The sequence below is a fragment of the Pseudoalteromonas sp. BDTF-M6 genome (assembly GCF_018334135.1).
GTDB lineage: Bacteria > Pseudomonadota > Gammaproteobacteria > Enterobacterales > Alteromonadaceae > Pseudoalteromonas.
The window spans coordinates 35,257-58,304 of record NZ_JAGXTQ010000005.1 but is presented as its reverse complement, the minus strand read 5'-3'; the positions used below and the strand labels follow the sequence as shown (position 1 = coordinate 58,304).

Annotated in this window: 17 protein-coding genes; 7 read left to right on the top strand and 10 right to left on the bottom strand. The window is 51.4% G+C overall.

The annotated features are described in order from the left end of the window. Positions 1–45: 45 nt before the first annotated feature. The 4 genes from greA to dapB all read right to left on the bottom strand — a co-directional run bounded on the left by greA (position 46) and on the right by dapB (position 5,964). A complete protein-coding gene (greA, locus tag KD147_RS12560) occupies positions 46–522 on the bottom strand; it encodes a transcription elongation factor GreA (RefSeq protein ID WP_105255108.1) in 477 nt (158 codons plus the stop codon). A gap of 49 nt (positions 523–571) precedes the next feature. Then, a complete protein-coding gene (carB, locus tag KD147_RS12555) occupies positions 572–3,790 on the bottom strand; it encodes a carbamoyl-phosphate synthase large subunit (protein WP_105255107.1) in 3,219 nt (1,072 codons plus the stop codon). An 18-nt stretch (positions 3,791–3,808) separates the two neighbouring features. Next, positions 3,809–4,945, bottom strand: coding sequence for a glutamine-hydrolyzing carbamoyl-phosphate synthase small subunit (gene carA, locus KD147_RS12550; RefSeq protein ID WP_105255106.1), 1,137 nt, complete (start codon positions 4,943–4,945; stop codon positions 3,809–3,811). A gap of 206 nt (positions 4,946–5,151) precedes the next feature. Beyond that, the gene (gene dapB / locus KD147_RS12545; protein ID WP_212548093.1) at positions 5,152–5,964 is read right to left on the bottom strand and encodes a 4-hydroxy-tetrahydrodipicolinate reductase; all 813 of its coding nucleotides are present in this window, start codon (positions 5,962–5,964) and stop codon (positions 5,152–5,154) included. 391 nt (positions 5,965–6,355) lie between these two features. Here dapB and KD147_RS12540 point away from each other — a divergent pair, with 391 nt between their 5' ends. The 3 genes from KD147_RS12540 (at position 6,356) to efpL (ending at position 9,168) form a co-directional block, all read left to right on the top strand. After that, the gene (locus KD147_RS12540; RefSeq protein WP_212548092.1) at positions 6,356–7,669 is read left to right on the top strand and encodes a Na+/H+ antiporter NhaC family protein; all 1,314 of its coding nucleotides are present in this window, start codon (positions 6,356–6,358) and stop codon (positions 7,667–7,669) included. 95 nt (positions 7,670–7,764) lie between these two features. After that, positions 7,765–8,559, top strand: coding sequence for a nucleoside-binding protein (locus tag KD147_RS12535; protein WP_212548091.1), 795 nt, complete (start codon positions 7,765–7,767; stop codon positions 8,557–8,559). Positions 8,560–8,601: 42 nt separating this feature from the next. Then, positions 8,602–9,168, top strand: coding sequence for an elongation factor P-like protein EfpL (gene efpL, locus KD147_RS12530; RefSeq protein ID WP_105255103.1), 567 nt, complete (start codon positions 8,602–8,604; stop codon positions 9,166–9,168). Between the two features lie 63 nt (positions 9,169–9,231). On the opposite strand, the gene KD147_RS12525 is transcribed toward efpL, so the two are convergent. Continuing rightward, positions 9,232–9,765 (bottom strand): hypothetical protein, encoded by a 534-nt coding sequence (locus KD147_RS12525; RefSeq protein ID WP_158678935.1) that lies wholly within the window; start codon positions 9,763–9,765, stop codon positions 9,232–9,234. A gap of 14 nt (positions 9,766–9,779) precedes the next feature. Beyond that, a complete protein-coding gene (locus KD147_RS12520; protein ID WP_105255101.1) occupies positions 9,780–10,574 on the bottom strand; it encodes a M48 family metallopeptidase in 795 nt (264 codons plus the stop codon). 214 nt (positions 10,575–10,788) lie between these two features. Between KD147_RS12520 and KD147_RS12515 the strand changes: the two genes are divergently transcribed. Further along, on the top strand, positions 10,789–11,982 hold the full coding sequence (locus KD147_RS12515) for a multidrug effflux MFS transporter (RefSeq protein ID WP_212548090.1): 1,194 nt from the start codon (positions 10,789–10,791) through the stop codon (positions 11,980–11,982). Between the two features lie 30 nt (positions 11,983–12,012). On the opposite strand, the gene grpE is transcribed toward KD147_RS12515, so the two are convergent. Then, positions 12,013–12,588, bottom strand: a complete 576-nt coding sequence (grpE, locus tag KD147_RS12510; RefSeq protein WP_212548089.1) for a nucleotide exchange factor GrpE — start codon at positions 12,586–12,588, stop codon at positions 12,013–12,015. Between the two features lie 59 nt (positions 12,589–12,647). Next, a complete protein-coding gene (locus KD147_RS12505; protein WP_105190357.1) occupies positions 12,648–13,592 on the bottom strand; it encodes an HrcA family transcriptional regulator in 945 nt (314 codons plus the stop codon). 88 nt (positions 13,593–13,680) lie between these two features. On the opposite strand from KD147_RS12505, the gene nadK reads away from it, so the two are divergent. The 3 genes from nadK to recN all read left to right on the top strand — a co-directional run bounded on the left by nadK (position 13,681) and on the right by recN (position 16,968). Beyond that, positions 13,681–14,565, top strand: coding sequence for an NAD(+) kinase (gene nadK, locus KD147_RS12500; RefSeq protein ID WP_105255097.1), 885 nt, complete (start codon positions 13,681–13,683; stop codon positions 14,563–14,565). 95 nt (positions 14,566–14,660) lie between these two features. Further along, complete coding sequence (locus KD147_RS12495) at positions 14,661–15,215, top strand: hypothetical protein (RefSeq protein ID WP_105255096.1); 555 nt, start codon at positions 14,661–14,663, stop codon at positions 15,213–15,215. Between the two features lie 79 nt (positions 15,216–15,294). Further along, complete coding sequence (gene recN / locus KD147_RS12490; RefSeq protein WP_212548087.1) at positions 15,295–16,968, top strand: DNA repair protein RecN; 1,674 nt, start codon at positions 15,295–15,297, stop codon at positions 16,966–16,968. 48 nt (positions 16,969–17,016) lie between these two features. On the opposite strand, the gene KD147_RS12485 is transcribed toward recN, so the two are convergent. Beyond that, positions 17,017–18,432, bottom strand: coding sequence for a glutamate synthase small subunit GltD family protein (locus KD147_RS12485; RefSeq protein WP_212548086.1), 1,416 nt, complete (start codon positions 18,430–18,432; stop codon positions 17,017–17,019). Positions 18,433–18,440: 8 nt separating this feature from the next. Further along, positions 18,441–22,898 carry a glutamate synthase large subunit gene (gltB, locus tag KD147_RS12480; protein ID WP_212548085.1) on the bottom strand — a complete coding sequence of 1,486 codons (4,458 nt, stop codon included), beginning with the start codon at positions 22,896–22,898 and terminating at the stop codon, positions 18,441–18,443. Positions 22,899–23,048: the final 150 nt, after the last annotated feature.

The window sequence follows — 23,048 nt, the reverse complement described above, 5'->3', positions numbered from 1 at the left end:
AAAAAAACCCGCTTTTAAGCGGGCTTTTAAACACATCAACGAAGGTTAGATATATTCAATCTCAGTGATTTCATACTCTACCGTACCATTGGGTGTTTCTATATTCACACAGTCGTCCAGTTCTTTACCGATCAGGCCGCGGGCGATGGGTGAGTTTACAGAGATTAAGTTGTTCTTAATGTCCGCTTCATCATCACCCACAATGCGGTAAGTCACTTCAGCATCCGTGTCTACATTGACAATGGTCACAGTCGAACCAAAAATCACCTTACCATTGTTAGGCATTTTCGTTACGTCAATGATTTGCACATTAGACAATTTAGCTTCAATTTCTTGAATACGTCCTTCGCAAAAACCTTGCTGCTCGCGAGCGGCATGATACTCGGCATTCTCTTTGAGGTCGCCATGTTCACGCGCCTCGGCGATATCAGCGATGATTTTTGGCCGAGTGACTGTTTTTAATTCGTTTAACTCTGCACGCAATAACTCGGCACCGCGTGTGGTCATTGGAATCTTTTGCATAATATTCCCACTTACAGCAAGCCGCAGCGCAAGCGCTGCGGCCTATTGCTTAGTTAATTCGTTGGTGTAACTCTTGAACTGACGAGACACTACCACGGTCATCCGCAGAGTTTGCTGTACAGTTAGCAAATGCCGCGTTTAATGTTGTGGTGTAGTTGGTCTTGTGCATCAAGGCGCCACGACGTAAAACCTTAGAGTCTTCAATCGCTTGACGACCTTCTGTGGTATTAACGATATAGCTGTATTCACCGTTCTTAATGCGGTCAAGGATATGAGGACGACCCTCGAATACCTTGTTTACACGGCGAACTTCGATGCCTGCATTTTCAAGCGCCTGAGCGGTGCCTGAGGTTGCGTCTAGTTCAAAACCTAATTCGATCATGGTCTTAGCAAGCTCAACGATACGAGCTTTATCACCATTGCGAACCGATAGTAACGCGCGACCACCACGTGGTAAAGCATTACCTGCACCTAGCTGGGCTTTAGCGAAGGCTTCGGCGAAAGTATCACCTACACCCATTACCTCACCGGTAGAGCGCATTTCTGGGCCACGAATTGGGTCAACACCTTGGAACTTAGCGAAAGGAAGTACCACTTCTTTCACACTGTAATAAGGAGGGATGATTTCTTTGGTGATGCCTTGGCTCGCAAGAGACTGACCGGCCATACAACGGGCCGCCACCTTAGCAAGAGCAACACCGGTTGCTTTTGATACGAAAGGCACGGTACGTGCAGCACGCGGGTTTACTTCGATTAGGTAAACCTGACCGTCTTTAACCGCGAACTGCGTATTCATCAGACCTACTACACCTAACTCAAGGGCCATATTACGTACTTGCTCACGCATTACGTCTTGGATTTCCTGGCTTAGGGTATGTGCTGGTAGTGAACAGGCCGAGTCACCCGAGTGAACACCCGCTTGCTCGATGTGCTCCATGATACCGCCGATGATTACTTCGGTGCCGTCACAGATAGCATCAACGTCAACTTCGATGGCGTCGTCTAGGAAGCGGTCAAGCAATACCGGCGCTTCGTTAGAAGCAGATACCGCTTCTGTCATGTAGCGACGCAGGTCGTCTTCATCGTAGACGATTTCCATCGCACGACCACCTAGTACGTACGAAGGACGTACAACCAGTGGGAAACCGATTTCTTTTGACCTAGCTACCGCTTCTTCTAGTGAAGTTACCGTTGCGTTTTCAGGCTGAAGCAGGTTCAAACGCTCAACCATTTGCTGGAAGCGCTCACGGTCTTCAGCACGGTCGATGGCGTCTGGTGAAGTACCAATGATTGGCACACCGTTCGCTTCTAGTTCACGGGCAAGTTTAAGAGGTGTTTGACCACCGTACTGCACGATAACGCCTTTCGGCTTCTCAACGCGGACGATTTCAAGCACGTCTTCAAGCGTGATTGGCTCGAAGAATAAACGGTCTGATGTATCGTAGTCGGTAGAAACGGTTTCAGGGTTACAGTTAACCATGATGGTTTCGTAGCCGTCTTCACGCATAGCAAGGGCCGCGTGAACACAACAGTAATCGAATTCGATACCTTGACCGATACGGTTAGGTCCACCACCGATTACCATGATTTTGTCTTTGTCAGACGGTGCCGCTTCACACTCTTCATCGTAGCTTGAGTACATGTAAGCCGTGTCTGAGCTGAATTCAGCCGCACAGGTATCTACGCGCTTGTATACAGGCAAGATTTCAAGCTGGTGACGCTTCTTGCGGATTTCCGCTTCAGATACACCGGCGAGTTCTGCGATACGCGCATCGGCGAAACCTTTGCGCTTCAGGCGACGTAGGAAGTCTGCATTAAGACCGGCAAGACCCACTTCTTCGATCTTCTGCTCGTCTTTGATGATGTCTTCGATTTGTACCAGGTACCAGCGGTCAACCTTGGTAAGGTTGAATACATCTTCAACGCTCATGCCGTGACGCATAGCATCGGCGATGTACCAGATACGCTCGGCACCTGGCTCACGAAGTTCGCGAGTGATCTTCTCGATTGCGCCCTTCTCGCCCACTGGCAAGATAGGGTTAAAGCCAGTCGCGCCTACTTCCAGGCCACGAAGCGCTTTGTGTAGTGATTCTTGTTGGTTACGGCCAATCGCCATGACCTCACCTACCGACTTCATCTGAGTGGTTAGACGGTCGTTAGCACCGGCAAACTTTTCAAAGTTGAAGCGAGGGATCTTAGTTACTACATAGTCGATTGACGGCTCGAACGACGCAGGAGTAGCACCGCCTGTGATGTCGTTTTGCAGCTCATCAAGAGTGTAACCCACAGCCAGCTTGGCTGCGATTTTCGCGATTGGGAAACCCGTTGCTTTTGAAGCCAGTGCCGATGAACGAGATACACGCGGGTTCATCTCGATGATAACCATACGGCCGGTGTTAGGACACACACCGAACTGTACGTTCGAACCACCGGTTTCAACACCGATTTCACGCAGTACCGCCATAGAGGCATTACGCATGATTTGGTATTCTTTGTCGGTCAAGGTTTGCGCTGGCGCTACCGTGATTGAGTCACCTGTGTGTACACCCATAGGGTCGAAGTTTTCGATAGAACAGACGATGATGCAGTTGTCGTTTTTGTCGCGAACAACTTCCATCTCGTACTCTTTCCAACCCAGTAAGCTTTCATCGATTAACAGCTCGCTCGTTGGTGATAGGTCAAGACCGCGAGTACAGATTTCTTCGAACTCTTCCATGTTGTAAGCAACACCACCACCGGTACCACCCATGGTGAAAGAAGGACGAATAATACAAGGGAAACCGATACGCGTTAGGGTATCGTGCGCTTCTTCCATTGAGTGGGCGATTTCTGCGCGCGGACACTCAAGGCCGATGTTTTTCATCGCTACGTCGAAACGCTCACGGTTCTCTGCCTTGTCGATGGCATCGGCGGTTGCACCGATCAGCTCAACGCCGTGCTTAGCCAGTACACCGTGCTTGTCTAGGTCAAGGGCACAGTTCAATGCGGTTTGACCACCCATGGTAGGCAGTACCGCATCCGGCTTTTCTTTTTCAATGATTTTTTCTACCACTTCCCAGTGAATCGGCTCAATATAGGTCGCATCAGCCATTTCCGGGTCGGTCATAATGGTCGCCGGGTTCGAGTTAACCAGGATTACACGGTAACCTTCTTCTTTTAGCGCTTTACAGGCTTGAGCACCTGAGTAGTCAAACTCACAGGCCTGGCCGATTACGATCGGGCCCGCGCCTAAGATAAGAATGCTTTGAATATCAGTACGTTTTGGCATTATTACTCCGGTCTCAAATTAGTTAGATTGCGCTTGCATCAGTTCGATAAAGTGATCGAACAAAGGTGCTGCATCGTGTGGGCCTGGGCTTGCTTCTGGGTGACCCTGGAAGCTAAATGCCGGCTTGTCGGTGCGGTGAATGCCCTGCAAGGTGCCGTCAAACAATGACTTATGCGTTGCACGAAGATTGTCAGGCAAGCTTGCCTCATCCGCGGCGAAGCCGTGGTTCTGTGCGGTGATCATCACAACGTCACGGTCTAGGTCTTTAACCGGGTGGTTACCACCGTGGTGGCCGAACTTCATTTTTACTGTTTTCGCACCTGAGGCCAGGGCCAATAACTGGTGACCAAGGCAGATGCCGAAAATAGGAATATCTTTTTCTAGGAAGGTTTTGATCGCTTCAATCGCGTAAGTACATGGCTCCGGGTCGCCAGGGCCATTTGATAGGAAGATACCGTCTGGGTTTAGTGCCAGTACTTCTTCAGCGCTGGTTTGCGCCGGAACTACGGTCAGCTTACAGCCTCGGTCTACCAACATGCGCAGGATATTGCGCTTAACACCGAAGTCATAGGCAACAACGTGGAATTTCTCGTCTTCTGCGGCCAGGGTCTTAAAACCTTCACCCAGAGTCCAGCTTGTCTCAGACCATTGATATGATGATTCGGTACAAACTACCTTGGCTAAATCCATGCCTTTTAAGCCAGGGAAGGCTTGAGCGGCTTCTAGCGCCTTGCTTTCATCAACGTCATCACCGGCGATGATACAACCGTTTTGTGCACCCTTATCACGTAGGATACGAGTAAGCTTACGGGTGTCGATATCGGCAATACCTAAAATGTTGCGCTCTTTTAGGTAATCACTGAGTGATTGTTCATTACGGAAATTACTCGCTAGCAGTGGCAAATCGCGAATAACCAGGCCCTTGGCCCAGATTTTGTTCGCTTCTTCGTCTTCGCTGTTAGTACCCGTGTTACCGATATGCGGGTAAGTCAAAGTTACGATTTGTTCCGCATAAGACGGGTCGGTCAGGATTTCCTGATAACCTGTCATCGACGTATTGAATACTACCTCACCTACTGACATGCCGTCAGCGCCGATCGCAGTACCGCGAAACACTGTGCCGTCTTCTAGGACTAACAGAGCGGATTTAGTCAAGTTAACCTCCTAACAGTAAAAAACGGGAGTAAAAAATGCGACTAATTTACAACCCGTTTAAAGCGCTTTATTCAGCGCATTATGAAATTTTGGCAAATTGACGATATTCTACACGAGAGTCGGTAAAAGATCTAATTAAATATCAATAAATATAAAAAATGGCACCTTTAACATTAAAACTTACTGAAACACCCAAAAAAGCACGTTTACTTACCCAGTTCCAGCACTTCGCGCATGGAATAAAAGCCAGGGTGTTTATTTTGCACCCACTTTGCAGCCCTCACAGCGCCACGGGCGAAGGTCATTCTAGAGCTTGCTTTATGTGTTAATTCAAGCCTTTCTCCCATTAATGCAAAATAAGCCGTGTGTTCGCCAACTATATCGCCGGCTCTGAGCACCGAATAGCCAATTTCCTTTTGTGATTTGGCTTGCTCACTTTGTGACCTGTCATAAACGGCGGCCTGCTCATGGTCCCAGCCTTTGGCCTCGGCAATGGCTTCGCCAATGGCCAGCGCCGTACCCGAAGGCGCGTCGATTTTATGACGGTGGTGGGCTTCAAATATTTCGATGTCTGCGTCGTCGCCGAATTTAGTCGCCGCCGTTTGCACCAAATCCAATAACAGATTCACACCGACACTGAAGTTACGGGCAAAGACGATGGGGATATGCTTGGCGGCCTCGTGCAAGCGTTGCATTTGGGCATCGGTAAGGCCTGTGGTGCCAATCACCATGGGGATCTTGTTGGCGACGGCGAATTCCAGGTGCGTCAGCATGCCCTCGGGCAAGGTAAAGTCAATGAGTACATCCAGCTCTTTGCTTGGCGCCAAGGTACTAAAAGCCAACGTTTGCGAGCCCTCTCGCAGCCCCTTGACCAGGGTTTCTACCGCCAAACCATTTAACTGCGACTGTTGGCGTACAAAGGCTCCGGCAAGGCGTGCCTGCGGGTCATCGTTGCCTGCTTCCAATAGTGCCTGGCCCATGCGCCCATTGGCGCCTAAAATGCCTAAACCTACACTCATTCTAATCCCCATAATATTGTTCATCTACTCACCCCCGTATGCTAACGCAGATGGGTGTTAGGTGCTAGGCACAAGCGCCGAGCAAAGCAAAAGCATTCTCAACCAAGCACGCCAGACAAATACAAACTTGCTTTAAGGGCTTAGCTTTAGGGATTACCTATGAGAATGACACAGATTAGATATCGTTGTTTTTTTGTGCTACAAAAATGAAAAACAATAACAAAAACGTGATCACCGTAGACTTTAGCCATCCACACGTTTAAACTTCTCAACCTGGCGCCGATTTGGTCTTTGGCTTGCGGGCGCATGCACAACAATCTCTGGCTTGTTTGGCAAAATAAATGCAGCTAAAAGAAGGTTTTGGCTGTTGGTGATCGAAATTGAGGTATACATGCAGCCTAACTACAATGCCACTGTGGCAAAACTTTCACTCGTCCCCCTATTGGTGTTCGTCGCCCTATTCTTAGGCACTGGCCTGTATTTACAGGCGCAAGGCGTAGACTACGCTTTCTACCAATTACCGGCGCCGGTGGCCATCTTACCCGCCATCGTCCTGGCCTTTGTACTCGCTAAGCAGCGCATAAATGAATCGGTGGAAACCTTTATTCGCGGTGCCGGGCACAGCAACATCATCACCATGTGTCTTATTTATTTACTCGCCGGCGCGTTTTCGGCAGTAGCCGGTGCCACCGGCGGTGTGGACGCCATAGTGAATGCGGGTTTATCCTTTATTCCTCCAAGCCTGTTGTTACCCGGCTTATTCTTGATTTCGGCCATCGTCTCCACAGCCATGGGCACCTCCATGGGGACCATAGGCGCCATTGGCCCAATTGCATTGGCGGTGTCAATGAAAACCGGCATCGACCCGGCACTGATGGCCGGTACTATTGTTTCGGGTGCCATGTTTGGTGACAACCTGTCTATTATTTCCGATACCACCATTGCCGCGACCCGGACGCAAGGGTGTGAAATGAAGGATAAGTTCCGCGAGAACCTGAAAATTGCCCTGCCTGCGGCCCTAGTGACCATAGCGCTCCTAGTGTATTTAACCCCCGAGCCGCAAGCGGTAGAAGTGGGTGATTTTGACTGGCTTCTGGTGTTGCCCTACTTCTTTATCCTGGTGCTTGCGGTTATGGGCCTGAACGTTTTTGTGGTGCTCTTTAGCGGTATTTTATTTGCGGCATTAATGGGCTTTACCGGCTCATACGAAGGCAGTGCCTTTGTTAAAGATGTCTACAAGGGCTTTAGCGATATGCAGGAAATCTTCTTACTGTCGATGTTTATCGGCGGTTTGTCTGAGTTTATTCGCCGTGGCGGCGGCCTTGACTATCTGGCCAGAAAAATCCAGGCGTTGACCAAGCTCGTGGCCAAGTTTAATCGCCAGGTGGCTGATCAACTGGGGATCGCCCTGTTGGTGATGACATCGAACCTGTGTATCGCCAATAACACCGTGTCTATTATCGTCGCCGGACCTATTGCGAAAAAGCTGGCCGAGGACGGCGATATCTCCGCCAAACGCTCCGCAAGTCTGCTGGATATTTTTGCCTGCGTGCTGCAAGGCTCACTGCCTTATGGCGCTCAGGCTCTGCTATTAGGTGCGACCTTTAGCATTAGTCCGTGGCAGGTCTCTACCTCCGCCTTCTATTGCTTTATCCTCGCCATCACCGCTGTTTTGGTGATCATCCTACGCCGCCATAAGGTGTAATCCCCCTTTCCCTTTTGCATACAGTGGCGGCGTAATGCCGCCATCTGATACAATAGCCGCTGACATTTCTTTTATTTATTAATCATCTTGTAGTTATGAAAATCACCACACCCCTGTTATACGGCGCGGTGGCGCTGTCCTTGTGTGCCAGTATTGGCGACGCGCACGCCGCTAACTGGAGCCAAACACAGTTACATGTAAACTATGGCGACTTTAAAAACCCCTTCACCAAAGAAGAAGCGGGTACCAGTATCATATCTTTGCAACATGCATCGGGTTACAGCCTGGGCGATAACTTCTTCTTTATTGATATCATCAATGACGACCGTGAAGACGGCTATCAGGACAGCGATTTTTACGGCGAGTGGTACTCTAACTTTAGCTACAGCAAGATCAGCGGTAACAAAATTGAACTAGGTCCACTAAAAGACGTGGGCTTTGTGATGGGCTTTAACGCCGCCGGCGACGCCAATGTGATGAAGTACCTGCCCGGTGTGAAGCTTGATTGGCAGGTGGAAGGCTTTGATTTCTTCTCAACCCTAGTTACCGCCTACATCGATGACAGCGACGGCGTCAGCTCAGGCGGTGCACCGACCGAAAGCGACAGCTGGATGCTGGATTTAGCCTGGGGCGCCCCCTTTAGCATCGGCGAGCAAAAGTTTTACTTTACCGGCCATGTTGAATATATCGACGAGCGCGACAATGAGTTTGGCGACAAGGTAAAGGACTGGCTTTTGGCCCAGCCGATAGTGCAATGGGATATGGGTCACGCCCTGCAAATGCCGGAGCAAACCCTGATGCTGGGTGTGGAGTGGCAGTACTGGCACCATAAACTGGGCACAGACACCACAGAATCGGTGCCGCAAATCCACTTGGCTTGGACCTTTTAATCGGGTAACTTAACCCGGTCAATTTATTTAGGAAGTAAGACTATGCCTAAGGCTAGCGAAATTAAAAAACACGCCGCCATTGAATACAATGGTCGCGTTATGATCGTCCGTGATATCGAGCGCTCTGTGCCACAAGGCCGTGCCGGTGGTAGCCTATACCGTATGCGTATGTATGACGTGGTTGACGGTGGTAAGGTTGATGAGACCTTCAAAGCCGAAGACATGTTGAATTTTGCCGATCTACAACGTCGTGCAGCCATGTTTTCATACGTTGATGGCGACGAGTACATCTTTATGGATGAAGAGGACTACACGCCGTATCACCTGAACAAAGACAGCATTGCCGAGCAACTGCTGTTTATCGACGAGTCGACCAAGGGTGTACAGGTGGTGCTAGTAGAAGGCCGTCCGGTCTCTGTGGACCTACCGACCAGCGTCGAATTGGTGATTGAAGACACCACACCATCAATTAAGGGTGCCTCTGCCAGTGCGCGAACTAAGCCGGCTACCCTGACCACAGGTCTTGTTGTTCAGGTGCCTGAGCACATCTCAAGCGGCGATAAAATTAAAATCAACACCGCCGAGAGCAAGTTTATTAGCCGCGCCTAATAACGTCTCTTATAAATAAAAAAGGTGAGCAAGTGCTCACCTTTTTTATTACTTGCTAGTTGCCTAGTCACATTTACCTGCCGCCAATTCATAACGCTTTTCACCGATGTAATACCACTTGCCGTCTTGCTCTTCTATATAGGCTCCTGGGTGATAAGGAAGCTGACGTAGTTCCTCAAGGGAGTAAAAGCCAAACGAGCGCTGGCAACGCCAATAGATCACCTGTCGACTGCTACGGGCATCCTGCGACTCTATGGTGTGCACCGTGTAGGGACCCACCGAGGCGTAATGCTCGGCGTCGCTGACCAGGCTTTGTCTGCCGATCAGTAAAACTAGGGTGTGTACCGCACATATGAGAACGACAAACTGCAAACCAATGGTGATTGCGGGGGAATAGTCCCGTCGCGGTATACTCCACCATAGATAGGCGGTGATCAGCGCCATACCGAGCAATTTAACCACATTGAAGATGGAGGCGATATCCGCCATAAACTCGGGACTGCGCCAGTGAATGGCAAACACCGGCGCCGGAATAAGGCTATCGACCGTCAGCGCCGCCGCTAACAGCAGCGCTAATACCATAGGTGGTTTCGACACGTTTTAACCCGGGGTTAGCGACACTGTGGACGCTTACCTTGACTTCGGGCCTGCTGATACAAGGCATTGGCACCTTGCATACGCTTTTGCAAGTCGTTGATGCGACTGGTTGGCGCCGGGTGCGTCGATAGAAACTCAGGCGGTGTGGCGCCACCGCTTTGCGCCATGTTCTGCCACAGCGCAACCGATTGTTGTGGTTCGAAACCGGCCTTCGCCATCAGCTCCAGACCCACCTCATCGGCTTCGCTCTCGTGAGTGCGGCTAAATGGCAAGACCACACCATATTGCGCACCTAAACCAAGCGCGGCCATAATTTCGTTGCGATAACCTATCTCACCCATGTCCAGGGCCACGGCACCGAGTTGCATGCCGGTTTGCAGCATCTGGCTTTGTGAAGCACGCTCATTGGAGTGCTCGGCAATGACATGACCCACTTCATGGCCTATAACGGTAGCCAGTTGCTCCTGATTTTGCGCCACCTTAAGTAAGCCGGTATGGACACCGATATAACCGCCTGGCAGGGCAAAGGCGTTGGCCGAGTCTTCTTCAAATACCACCACTTCCCACTGTTGCCGCGCGTATTTCGACGGTAACACCTGGATCACCGCATCGGCCACACATTGCACATAGGCATTGGTGCGCGCATCCTGGTTGACCTTTTGTTCTTTTTTCATCTGCTCAAAGCTGGCGCCGCCCAATTGACTCATTTGCGCATCGGAATACAAGGTCACCTGAGTGCGTCCGGTCGGTGAGGTTTTACAACCGGCAATCACTGCCGCCACACTAAGGGCCAAAATTAGTTTTTTCATTATTAATGTTTCCCTATTATCTCCTGCGCCAAGCATAGCAAACCACAAACGCAACGCCTAGCATCGAATAAAGTGCCTAATTAACATACTGTTAATAACGTTTCCCTATTCTGGTCCCGACCTTGGTGCTATAGTGAACAAACTAGGCACTGTGCACTGCCTGCGCACTTTCCCCTAGCGTCTCCTCAACACCAACTTAGAAGAAACTATATCTATGTCCTTAGACGACAGAAGAACGCCTAGTCGGCGTTTGCTACTGCCTTTGTTGGCCAGTATCGTGGCCATAACGCCACTGGCCGTGGATATGTATTTACCGGCCATGGTACAAATTGCCAGCGATCTTGGCGCCACCATGCCGCAGGTACAGATATCACTGAGTGTGTACCTTGCCGGCTACGCACTGGGCATGCTGTTTTTTGGCCCTATCGCCGATCAAATGGGCCGTCGCCGTTTGGCGCGTATCGGCCTCGCATTATTTGGGCTCAGTTCTATTGCCCTGGCCTTTTGCCAAGACATCTATTTATTCTGGTTGCTGCGCAGTGTTCAAGCCTTTACCGGCGCCGCCGCGACCGTGGTGGTGCCCGGCATTATTCGCCATATCTATCAACAGAATACCGCCAAGGGCATGAGCTATGTGTCAATGATCATGATGGTTGCGCCGCTGGCCGCGCCCAGCGTTGGCTCGGCGATTCTGACCCTGGCGCAGTGGCAGGTGATTTTCCTGGTGCTAGGCGGCTATGCCTTCATGTGTCTGGCCTGGGTGCAGATGCACCTCATCGACATTCCCATTTACCGCAGTGAGCATCGCGGCATGAAGCTGTTCTTTGCCAGCTATGGCGTGGTACTGGGTGAGCCCAAGGCGCGTGCCGACATTCTTAGCTCCATGTTGGCCTCCTTCGCGTTTTTCTGCTTTTTAACCTCGGTGCCCTTTATCTACCTGGATTATTTTGCGGTCTCGGAGCAACTCTTCGGCGTGCTGTTTGCGTTTAATGTGATTGCCCTGATGCTGGGGAATTTTATTAACACCCGCGTGGTGCCCAAGGTGGGCTCTAGGAAGATGCTGTATTTTGGTCTCGCTTTGGCGCTCGTAAGCGGCACCACCTTGTTGACCTTTAGCCTGATGCAGCAATCGCTTTATTACATCGTTTGGAGCATAGCGCCGCTGATGATGAGTTTAGGCATTATCGCCTCAAACGCCGACGCCCTAATCCTGATGGAATTTGAGCGTAATTCGGGTACCGCCACGGCGGTCATAGGCACGCTGCGCTTTGGCAGTGGCGCGCTAGTGGGGCCTTTCTTAGCCCTGATCCACCCGGTTAATGCGGTGCCCTTCTCCACCATGATGTTTGTGGCCATTATCCTCATTGCCCTGACCCAGATATGGCAACGCAAAAAAAATGCCCACTAAAAAGTGGGCATTTTTCTGCTATTCAAAGACTTAAGGCGCTTTCGATACCATTACCATGGCCGGACGTAATAAACGACCATTCAGGGTGTAACCCTTCTGCATCACCGCCAACACGGTATTAGGTGCAACATCAGCACTTGGCTGCATGCTCATCGCCTGGTGTAGCTCAGGGTTAAAGGCCTCGCCTTGAGGATTAATCACTTCCACGTTGAACTTGGCCACCGCGTCGACAAAGCTTTTCGCGGTCATTTCGATGCCTTCAAGCACCGGTGCCAGGTTTTCATTTTCCTTGTCGGCAAATTCGATGGCACGTTCTAGGTTATCGATCACCGGAAGAAGTTCATTGGCAAACTTCTCTAAGGCAAACTTATGTGCTTTTTCAACGTCTTGAGCTGCGCGGCGACGAATGTTTTCAACTTCGGCAGCGGCGCGAATAACGCTGTCTTTTTGCTCTTCAACGGTTTGCTTTGCAGCTTCTAATTCCGCATATAGAGCCGCTAACTCAGCTTCAATGCTTTGCTCTTGTGAACCCTGCTCTTGTTCTTGCTCTTCTTGAGCCTCGACGTTTTCCTGTTCGTGTTCGTTAGCCTGTGGTTGCTCAGACATGTGTATATTCTCCAAAAACTGCATAACTGCGATTCATTATGGGGATAGATTCAGCGGATTCAAGAGTCAACATGCTCGATTTGCGCAAATTCTTGAATGATCGCCTCAATCGGTGCCGACTTGGGCAAAATCACGCAAAATCGACTTTGATATTCGTGATTCGCAAAGTAAGCCAGGCTAAAGACTAAAAAGGGTTCAAACCCAGGCAATGATAACTGATCGCCAAACAACACGGACACACCGTTGCGAAACGCTAATTTATCTTCGATGCTATGCAAAAAACGCGCACCTATATTGAGTTCCTGGTCGCTATTAGTGTAGGCGTAGAGGTTGTTCTCACCGACAACGATACTGTTGTCGCTGCCAAGTTTATTTGCCAACTCGCGAGTCCACTGCGCCAAGGAGCCATGGCAGTAATGGGGTGCAGTGCGGCTCATGGCCTTCATGCGATGCAGGCCTTCAAGCAGGTTTTGCTGTGCAAAAACCGAGTTCAACCAGGTTGCAAACTGATAGCGAATGTCATCATTGGCTTCCAGCGGTTTAGTGATCAGTATATTGTGGCCCTGGCCTTGGCGATCCAACAGTAACACCAGCCAGTGGGTGCGGTCGAAATCCAGCACTTCCACACGAAACACCACCTGAGTGGTGACCTGCGGCAGGCCAACACAACAACAGACCTTATAGCGCCGCGCCAGGTGATGGGCAAACTCCACCAGTTTATCCTGCGGCGGTTGCCAATATTGACCAAGCTGCTCAAGATGAAAATAGGAGTCAAACCAAAAATCAAAGCCCTGTTGGGTAGGAATGCGCCCCGCCGACGTATGGGGGGAATATAGTAGTCCCAGCTTTTCTAGGCGCGCCATGGCATTGCGCACCGTGGCGCTACATACCGCCATGCCTTTTTGTTTAGCAATACGAGAAGAGGCGACTGGCAGGCCCTGACCGTCGCAGTATAAACTCATTACCGCAGAGAATATCTGCTCATCACGTGGAGATAATTTCATATTGTTATAATTTAGGCTCATTGCCTCAGTTTCAACCCCACCACTTTTGCGTTACTCTATAAAGAGTTACTTCATTTATGGCACAGATATGGGCGCTTCTTTTAAAACTATTGGCTTAATCGGTAAAGCACATCATGAAGGCGCGGCGCTGACCTTACAACGCCTCTATGCCTTTTTGCAAGCTTTAGGTTACCGGGTCCTGGTGGAGCGTCATTATGGCGGCCAACTGGCCAATCCGGAAGAAGCCAATCTGGTTGATTTGGTCGAGCTCGGTGAACAAGCGGATCTGGCCATCGTGGTCGGCGGTGATGGCAATATGCTTGGTGCCGCGCGGGTACTGGCCCGCTTTAATGTCGGCGTCATTGGCGTTAACCGCGGCAACCTGGGGTTTTTAACCGACCTCAACCCGGATGGCTTTGAAGCGGCGCTGGAGCAGGTGCTCAGTGGTCACTACATAGAAGAAAAACGCTTCCTGCTGGAAGTGGAAGTGTTTCGCCACGCCGAATTAAAAAGTGCCAACTCGGCGATGAATGAAGCCGTGCTGCACGCCGACAAGGTGGCGCACATGATCGAATTCGAGTGTTTTATTAACGATGATTTTGTGTTTTCACAAAAGTCCGATGGCCTCATCGTGTCGACACCAACCGGCTCCACCGCCTATTCACTGTCCGGCGGCGGCCCCATTCTCACTCCTGGACTTGATGCCATGGCACTGGTGCCCATGTTTCCGCATACCCTGTCAAGCCGCCCCCTGGTGGTCGATGGCGATAGTGTTATTCACCTCAAACTGAGTTTGGATAACACCGACAGTCTCCAGGTTAGTTGCGACAGCCATGTGGTGCTAGCCACCCTGCCCGGTGACGAAGTGGTGATCAAGAAGGCTGAAAAACCGCTGCGTTTAATTCACCCGACCGACTACTCTTACTACAACGTGCTACGACAGAAGCTAAATTGGGGCTCTCGCCTGTATTAGAATTGTTAAGGTGATGTTCATTTAATATTGCAATAACCCCAGTTCTGGGATAAAAATAGCGACATTATTCATCATCTTTAACGTGCTGTTTTGCCATGGCTTTGGTTGTATTTCTTGCCTTTGTATTACTGATTGCCCTGCTGGCGGTGTACATAGTTATTGAACGCAATAGAGAAAAATCACGGGAATTAGGACGCCGACGCTTTAACGCCCGAGTCAAACAAATACAACAAAGCTTCCAAAGTGCTCTGACCGAATACCTTGAAACCCGTATTATTCGCCCGAAAAATATGGCCCCACTCAACGGCATCTGTAGCCACTTCTTTGTGGTCCAAAGTCACAGCCAAGAAAACCTAGCCTATTTGGAATACATCAGCGATCGGGTATTACAAAGCTTTCAACGCGAGTTAACCAAGGCCGATGCCCGTCACGATATGGAAGGTCTGGACGAGCGTGTGCAAACCTTGGCCGGCGCATTACCGAGTCGTGGCATCGAATACAATCGCTTCTTCTACCATGACCTATTACCTGACTTACTGACCCAATTTAGCACACCGGAGCTGAGCGCCGCGGAGCTCGAGGAGTTGGCTCAAGAAGATACCCTCTACCCCGCTAATGTAAGCAAGGTTAACCAAGCAGATCCGGCGTAAATTGTTTAAAATTTAATTTGCAAAAACTCAGACTACTGTATAGATTAACAGCTAACATTTAACTGGATGGATAAACAGTATGCTTTCGGGATTAACCATTTCTAATTTTGCTATCGTTAGCGAGCTTGAAACCCAATGGCATGCCGGCATGACCGCGATAACAGGGGAAACCGGTGCGGGTAAATCGATCGCCATTGATGCCCTCTCACTGTGTTTAGGTGAGCGTGCCGATGCTGCGGCGGTGCGTCCCGGCGCCAAACAAGCGGATATCAGCGCCCGCTTCGATATTAGTCGCCTACCCAAGGCGCAACAATTTTTGCAAGAGCATATGCTCGAAGGCGACGAGCAGGAGTGCCTGCTGCGACGCGTGGTCGCTAAAAATGGCCGTAGTAAAAGCTATATCAATGGTGTCAGTGTCACCGCCGCCCAGTTAAAGGAACTAGGCCAGCATCTTTTATCCATCCATGGTCAGCATGCCCACCAGCTATTGCTTAAAAACGACCATCAACTGCAATTACTCGATGGCTACGCCGGCCATAAAAAATTACTTGAAGATACGGCGCAAAGCTTCAGCCAATACCAAAAGTTGCAGCTTGAGTTACGCGACTTAGAAGCCAAGCACGCCCAACAACAGGCGCAGAAGCAATTGCTTGAATACCAAGTTGCCGAGCTCGACGAGTTTGCCCTAGAGGAAGGCGAGTACGCGCAAATCGAAGTGGAGCATAATCGCCTTAGCCACGCCCAGCACTTACTCGAAGGCTCACAACAGCAACTTTACGCCCTCTACGAAGGCGACGAGCAAACCATTAACGGCGCCCTACAACACAGCGCCTTAGCCATTAGCGAGCTGGCCGCCATTGACCCAAGCTTAGAGGGCATCGCCGCTATGCTTAACGACGCCTGCGTGCAGGTTGAAGAAGCAAGCCGCGAGTTACGCGGGTATTGCGATGGCGCCGAGCTTGACCCGGAGCGCTTAGCCCAGCTTGACGAACGCCTAGGCACCGCCATCACCTTGGCACGCAAACACATGGTTAAACCTCAGGCCCTGGTGGCTCACCATCAACAGATTAAGGCGAGCCTAGAGGCCATTTGTGTCGATGACCAACGCCTGGCTCAGCTCGACGATGAAATAGCGAGCGCACTAAGCGAATATCAGCAATGCTGCGAGCTGTTATCCGCCAGTCGTAACCAAGCGGCGCAAGAATTAAGCGAGTTGATAGGCGCCAGTATGCACGAGCTGTCGATGGAAAACGGCCGCTTTGCCATTGATCTCGATTTCGATCTAGCGCGCACGCCCAGTCGCCTTGGTTTAGACCGCATTGAATTTTTAGTCAGCACCAACCCGGGTCAGCCAATGCAGGCACTATCCAAGGTTGCTTCTGGCGGTGAACTATCGCGAATTAGTTTGGCAATCCAGGTGATCATCGCCCAGCGCGTTACCACACCCACACTTATCTTCGATGAAGTGGATGTGGGGATCTCCGGCCCCACCGCGGCGGCGGTAGGTAAGTTGCTGCGTCGCCTTGGCCAATCTACTCAGGTTATTTGTGTGACCCACCTGCCTCAGGTGGCCTCCAGCGCCATGAACCAGTTCTTCGTGGCCAAGCAGGTGGCCAATGATGAAACCTACACGCAAATGCAGGCACTTAATAAACAAGGTCGCGTCGATGAAATCGCCCGCCTGCTGGCCGGTGACAATATCAGTAAAACCACGCTGGCCAACGCCAGAGAGCTGATCGCGGCTCACGCATAAAAAAAGCGGGCTGATGCCCGCTTTGCTGCTTCCAAGGTTTTTCCAAAATTACAGGTCCAGGTAATCCATAATTCCCTCTGCGGCGTTACGACCCTCGAAGATGGCGGTGACCACTAGATCCGAGCCCCGTACCACATCGCCCCCGGCGAATATTTTCGGGTTGGTGGTTTGATGCGTAAACGCGCCCTGCTCAGGGGCATTAATGCCACCCCAGTGGTTTATTTCCACACCAAAGGGTTCCAACCAATCCATCTTATGGGGCTTAAAGCCAAAGGCCATCAATACCGCATCCGCTGCCACAACATGCTCCGAGCCCGGCACCTCTTCAGCGCGACGACGACCATTTTCATCGGGCTCGCCGAGCTGTGTCTGCACCATGCGTACACCGCTCACCCGCCCTTGTTCGTCAACCACTATGCCCTTGGGCTGAACGTTAAACATAAACTCGACGCCCTCTTCCTTGGCATTTTTTACCTCGCGTTTGGAACCGGGCATGTTCTCTTCATCACGACGATAGGCACAGATCACTTGCTGTGCCTGCTGGCGCACCGAGGTGCGCACACAGTCCATGGCGGTATCACCACCACCGAGTACTACCACGCGCTTACCCTGCATATCGATATAGGGGGCAGCACCTTCGTCATAACCCATCACCCGGTTGGTGTTGCCAATTAAAAATGGTAACGCATCGTGAACGCCCTGAGCGTCCTCGTTTTCCAAGTTGGCACGCATACTTTGATAGGTTCCGACACCGAGGAAGACCGCATCATACTGGTCGATGATCTGTTGCAGCTCGATATCCTGACCGACCTCGGTGTTAAGACGAAACTCTACGCCCATCTCGGTAAAGATTTCCCGACGCCGTTGCATCACTTCTTTTTCTAACTTAAACGAGGGGATACCAAAGGTCAGCAAGCCACCAATCTCTGGATGGCGATCAAACACCACAGGCTTCACGCCGTTGCGTACCAGTACATCGGCACAGCCAAGTCCCGCCGGACCGGCACCGATAATGGCCACTTTTTTATCGCTCCAGACCACGTGTTTCATATCCGGCTTCCAACCCATGGCGAAGGCAGTATCTGTGATGTATTTTTCGATATTACCTATGGTAACGGCGCCAAATTCTTCATTCAGGGTGCAAGCGCCTTCACAAAGACGGTCTTGCGGGCACACGCGGCCACAGACCTCGGGCAGGCTATTGGTACGGTGAGAAAGTTCCGCCGCCTCAATAATGCGGCCGGTGCGAATGAGCTTTAACCACTGTGGAATATAGTTGTGCACCGGGCATTGCCATTCACAATAGGGGTTACCACAGTCAAGACAGCGATCCGCCTGAGAGTCGACCTGGTTTTGTGAAAACGGTTCATAGATCTCAACAAACTGCTGCTTGCGTGTAGAAATCGGTTTCTTGCGCGGGTCCACCCGCTGTACATCGATGAACTGATAAACATTCTGGCTCATACTTCCTCCTATTGCGCCTGCACACGTAGTTCGGCACTACTGCGGGCGCGGTGCCCCAGTAAGCTATGGACATCACTGGAGATGGGTTTGACCAACTTAAACAGCGGCAGGTAAAGATCAAAGCTGGCAAGGATAGCCTCGGCGCGCTGGGAACCGGTAAGCTCAAGATGCTCGGCTACCAGGCCGCGCAGGTGTTCCTGATGGGTTGGCAAATGCTCCAGGCTTACTATCTCCACCAGCTCTGGGTTCATGCGCTTGGTAAAGTCACTGGCCTCATCTAGCACATAGGCAAAGCCGCCGGTCATACCGGCACCGAAATTAATGCCCACCTTACCCAGTACGCACACCACTCCGCCGGTCATATATTCACAACCGTTATCGCCCAGGCCCTCGACCACGGCCGTTACGCCCGAGTTACGCACGCCAAAGCGCTCACCGGCACAGCCAGCGGCATACAATTTGCCGCCGGTGGCGCCGTATAAACAGGTATTACCGACGATCGCCGCTTGATGCGACTGGAAGCAAGAGCCCAAAGGCGGACGCACCACCAGACGACCACCGGCCATGCCCTTACCCACATAGTCATTGGCATCGCCGATCAGTGTCATTTCTAAACCACCGGCATTAAACACGCCGAACGACTGACCGGCGGTGCCATGTAGTTCTATGCGCACCGGCTCGGCGGCCATCCCTTGGTTTCCATGCTGGGCAGCGATATAACCGGAAAGCATGGCTCCCACCGAACGGTCGGTGTTACAGATACGCGTCACCAAATTGGCACCGGTGCGATTGTCTATGGCCTGCTTCGCCTTAGCCAGCAGGTCCTCGTTAAGAGCACCGCGATAGTGCGAGGTATTAGGCATGGAGCAATACAAAGACTGACCGCTGACATTGTTTGGCTGTGCCAACAGGTGCGATAAATCAAGCTTTTGCTGCTTTGACGTTTTCCCTTCGATCACCTCCAGCAACTCGGTACGGCCGATCAGATCGACTAGGCGCGTCACCCCGAGGGCCGCCATCAACTCGCGGGCTTCCTGAGCAATAAACTTAAAGTAGTTCATCGCCATTTCCGGCAGACCGTGATAATGCTTGGCACGCAGGGTTTCATCTTGTGTTGCCACACCGGTGGCACAGTTATTCAAGTGACATATTCTGAGGTATTTACAACCTAGGGCCACCATGGGACCGGTACCGAAGCCAAAGCTTTCGGCGCCCAAAATAGCCGCTTTAATAATGTCGAGGCCGGTTTTTAAACCGCCATCGGTTTGTAGGCGGATACGATGACGCAAACCATTTTCAACCAGGGCCTGCTGGGTTTCCGCCAGGCCAAGTTCCCATGGGCTGCCGGCGTATTTCACCGAAGTCAGCGGGCTGGCGCCGGTGCCACCATCGTAACCGGCTATGGTGATTAAATCGGCATAGGCCTTGGCCACTCCTGTGGCTATGGTGCCCACACCGGGCTCGGATACCAGCTTGACGGAGATCATGGCATCTGGGTTCACCTGTTTCAGGTCGAAAATAAGCTGAGCCAGGTCTTCAATGGAGTAAATATCATGGTGCGGCGGCGGTGAAATCAAGGTCACGCCGGGCACCGAGTAACGCAGCTTGGCAATATAGGGGGTCACCTTTTCCCCTGGCAACTGTCCACCCTCGCCCGGTTTAGCACCTTGCGCTACCTTGATTTGGATTACATCGGCGCTGCGCAAATAATGTGGAGTCACACCAAAGCGTCCCGATGCCACCTGTTTAATACGCGAGTTTTTCTCTGTGCCGTAGCGCAGCTTATCCTCTCCGCCCTCACCCGAGTTAGAGCAACCCCCGAGGCGGTTCATGGCGATGGCCAGAGCCTCGTGCGCTTCCGGTGACAGGGCGCCAATACTCATGGCCGCCGAGTCAAAACGCTTGTACAGCTCCTCGGGCGCTTCAACCTCGTCGATGGCAACGGCCTTGTTGCCGTCTTTGAGCGCCAACATATCGCGAATATTGGTGATCGGCCGGTTATTAACCAGCTCCGCATAACGCAAATAATCCTGATAATCGCCGGAGCGCACCGCTTTTTGCAGTGATTGGATCACATCCGGGTTGTAGGCGTGATACTCACCGCCATGGACAAACTTTAACAAGCCGCCGTGACTCAGCAGCTTACGAGCACTAAAGGCGAGCTTACGCAGCTTTAACTGATCCTGCTCAAAGTCCTCAAAACAGGCGCCGCTAATACGGTTGGCAACGCCGTTAAAGCACAAGGCCACGACATCATTTGACAAGCCCACGGCCTCGAACAACATGGAGCAGCGATAGGAGGCCACGGTACTGATGCCCATCTTCGACATGATTTTATACAGGCCTTTATTGATAGCATTACGATACGAAAGCGTCACTTCACGGTAGCTCTTGTTGATGATCTTGGCATCGCTCATTGCCACCAGAGATTCATAGGCCAAATAGGGATAAATGGCGGTGGCACCAAAGCCTAGCAGCACGGCAAACTGATGTGGGTCACGCGCACTACCGGTTTCAATAATGATATTGGTATCGCAGCGTAGGCTGTTGTTAACCAGACGCTGGTGCACCGCTCCTACGGCCATGGCCGCAGGAATGGGCAGGCTATCCTGGCTGATTTGTCTGTCGCTTAGCAGCAGCATAACCACCCCAGACTCGGCCTTACGCTGGGCCTCATCACAAATGCGGATCAACGCCCGCTCCAAGGTTTCATCGGCAGTGTAGTTTAAATCGATCTGGCTGTGGCTGTAGTGCTCGTCATTGGCACTGCGCAGCTGCACCATATCGGAATACATGAGTATGGGCGAGTCAAACTGCAAGCGCTTGGCATGCCCGGTGGTTTCATTAAAAACGTTTTGCTCACGGCCAATACAGGTCGCCAAAGACATTACGTGATTTTCCCGCAGCGGATCGATGGGCGGGTTGGTCACCTGGGCAAATTTCTGGCGGAAATAATCAAATAAAGAGCGGTGCCCTTCGGAGAGCACAGCGAACGGGGTGTCATCGCCCATGGAACCGGTCGCTTCCTGGCCGTTTTCACCCATTACCCGGATCACCTGATCCAGCTCTTCATTGGTGTAGGCAAACATCTTCTGATAGTTCAGCAAGGTTTCTTCGTCAAACGAGCGGTTCCCCGCCTCTTTATCGCTGAGTTGCTCAAAGGGTGTCAGACGCTTAACATTTTGCTCCAACCATTGTTTATAGGGATGACGGGCTTTGAGGTCTTGGTCGATTTCATCCGAGTGCCAGACCTTACCATGCAGGGTATCGACTACCATGAGCTCACCCGGACCAACTCGGCCCTTTTCCACCACCTCATCGGCGGCATAATCCCAGATCCCTACTTCCGATGCCAAGGTAATAAAGCCATCTTGGGTCAATACATAACGCGCCGGTCGCAAGCCATTTCTGTCTAGGTTACAGGCGGCAAAGCGACCATCGGACATAACGATGCCGGCAGGGCCATCCCAGGGCTCCATATGCATGGAGTTAAAATCATAAAAAGCGCGTAAGTCCTCATCCATGGCACGGTTTTTCTGCCATGCGGGGGGCACCAGCATGCGCATGGCACGGAACAAGTCCATGCCTCCGGCCAAAAACAGCTCAAGCATATTATCCAGGCTCGATGAATCCGAGCCGCTTTCGTTTACAAAAGGCGCCGCGGTTTGCAGGTCAGGCAACAAGGGCGAGGCAAATTTATAAGCGCGGGCTCGGGCCCATTGGCGATTACCCGTGATGGTGTTGATCTCGCCGTTGTGCGCTAAATATCTGAATGGCTGTGCCAATGGCCAGCGCGGCTGGGTATTGGTGGAAAAGCGTTGGTGAAACACGCAGATGGCCGTGGTCATACGCATATCGGCCAAGTCGAGATAAAAATTCGGCAGGTCTTCGGGCATCATTAGGCCCTTGTAGACAGTCACCAAACCAGACAAGCTGGCGATGTAAAAGTCCTTGTCCTGCTGTAATTGCTTTTCGATACGGCGTCTGGCTATATACAAACGACGCTCTAAATCCTTGGGTCGCCAGCCCTCCGGAGCACTGACAAACACCTGTACAAACTGCGGCAATTGCGCCAGGGCAATATCCCCCAGATAACTGGTATCAACCGGCACCTCTCGCCAGCCAACCAGAGTTAGGGTCTCCTGCTCTAATTCTTTTGCCACCAGCAGCTTGGCTGCCTGGGCCTGGACCGGATCCTGGCTTAAAAAGATCATGCCAACGGCATAGTTTTTACCCAGTATCCAATCATTTTCTTTGGCAATGGCACGAAAGAAACTATCGGGCTTTTGCATCAATAAGCCACAACCATCGCCGGTTTTACCATCGGCAGAAATACCACCGCGATGCTCCATACGTGCCAAGCCGGTAATGGCGGTGCGAATAAGCTTGTGACTGGCCTGGCCATTGACCTGGGCTATTAAGCCAAAACCGCAATTATCTTTTTCTAACCTTGAGTCATATAACATTTTGGACCCCTCTCCCCATTGCTACTGCGTGCTAGCGTGGCAATTGTTGACCCTTGCTATGGTGCTAGCGGACCGTCAACGCTAACCCTTTGCCTCTGGAGTGTCAACGAAATAATGAATACATATTCACAATCTTGAATATTTTTCATT

Excerpts from the sequence above, each read along its gene's own strand:
- gltB (WP_212548085.1), bottom strand. The coding sequence starts at position 22,898 with ATGTTATATGACTCAAGGTTAGAAAAAGATAATTGCGGTTTTGGCTTA.
- greA (WP_105255108.1), bottom strand. The coding sequence starts at position 522 with ATGCAAAAGATTCCAATGACCACACGCGGTGCCGAGTTATTGCGTGCA.
- nadK (WP_105255097.1), top strand. The coding sequence starts at position 13,681 with ATGGGCGCTTCTTTTAAAACTATTGGCTTAATCGGTAAAGCACATCAT.
- recN (WP_212548087.1), top strand. The coding sequence starts at position 15,295 with ATGCTTTCGGGATTAACCATTTCTAATTTTGCTATCGTTAGCGAGCTT.
- KD147_RS12520 (WP_105255101.1), bottom strand. The coding sequence starts at position 10,574 with ATGAAAAAACTAATTTTGGCCCTTAGTGTGGCGGCAGTGATTGCCGGT.
- KD147_RS12515 (WP_212548090.1), top strand. The coding sequence starts at position 10,789 with ATGTCCTTAGACGACAGAAGAACGCCTAGTCGGCGTTTGCTACTGCCT.
- KD147_RS12505 (WP_105190357.1), bottom strand. The coding sequence starts at position 13,592 with ATGAAATTATCTCCACGTGATGAGCAGATATTCTCTGCGGTAATGAGT.
- KD147_RS12495 (WP_105255096.1), top strand. The coding sequence starts at position 14,661 with ATGGCTTTGGTTGTATTTCTTGCCTTTGTATTACTGATTGCCCTGCTG.
- efpL (WP_105255103.1), top strand. The coding sequence starts at position 8,602 with ATGCCTAAGGCTAGCGAAATTAAAAAACACGCCGCCATTGAATACAAT.
- KD147_RS12535 (WP_212548091.1), top strand. The coding sequence starts at position 7,765 with ATGAAAATCACCACACCCCTGTTATACGGCGCGGTGGCGCTGTCCTTG.
- grpE (WP_212548089.1), bottom strand. The coding sequence starts at position 12,588 with ATGTCTGAGCAACCACAGGCTAACGAACACGAACAGGAAAACGTCGAG.
- KD147_RS12485 (WP_212548086.1), bottom strand. The coding sequence starts at position 18,432 with ATGAGCCAGAATGTTTATCAGTTCATCGATGTACAGCGGGTGGACCCG.
- carB (WP_105255107.1), bottom strand. The coding sequence starts at position 3,790 with ATGCCAAAACGTACTGATATTCAAAGCATTCTTATCTTAGGCGCGGGC.
- dapB (WP_212548093.1), bottom strand. The coding sequence starts at position 5,964 with ATGAGTGTAGGTTTAGGCATTTTAGGCGCCAATGGGCGCATGGGCCAG.
- KD147_RS12540 (WP_212548092.1), top strand. The coding sequence starts at position 6,356 with ATGCAGCCTAACTACAATGCCACTGTGGCAAAACTTTCACTCGTCCCC.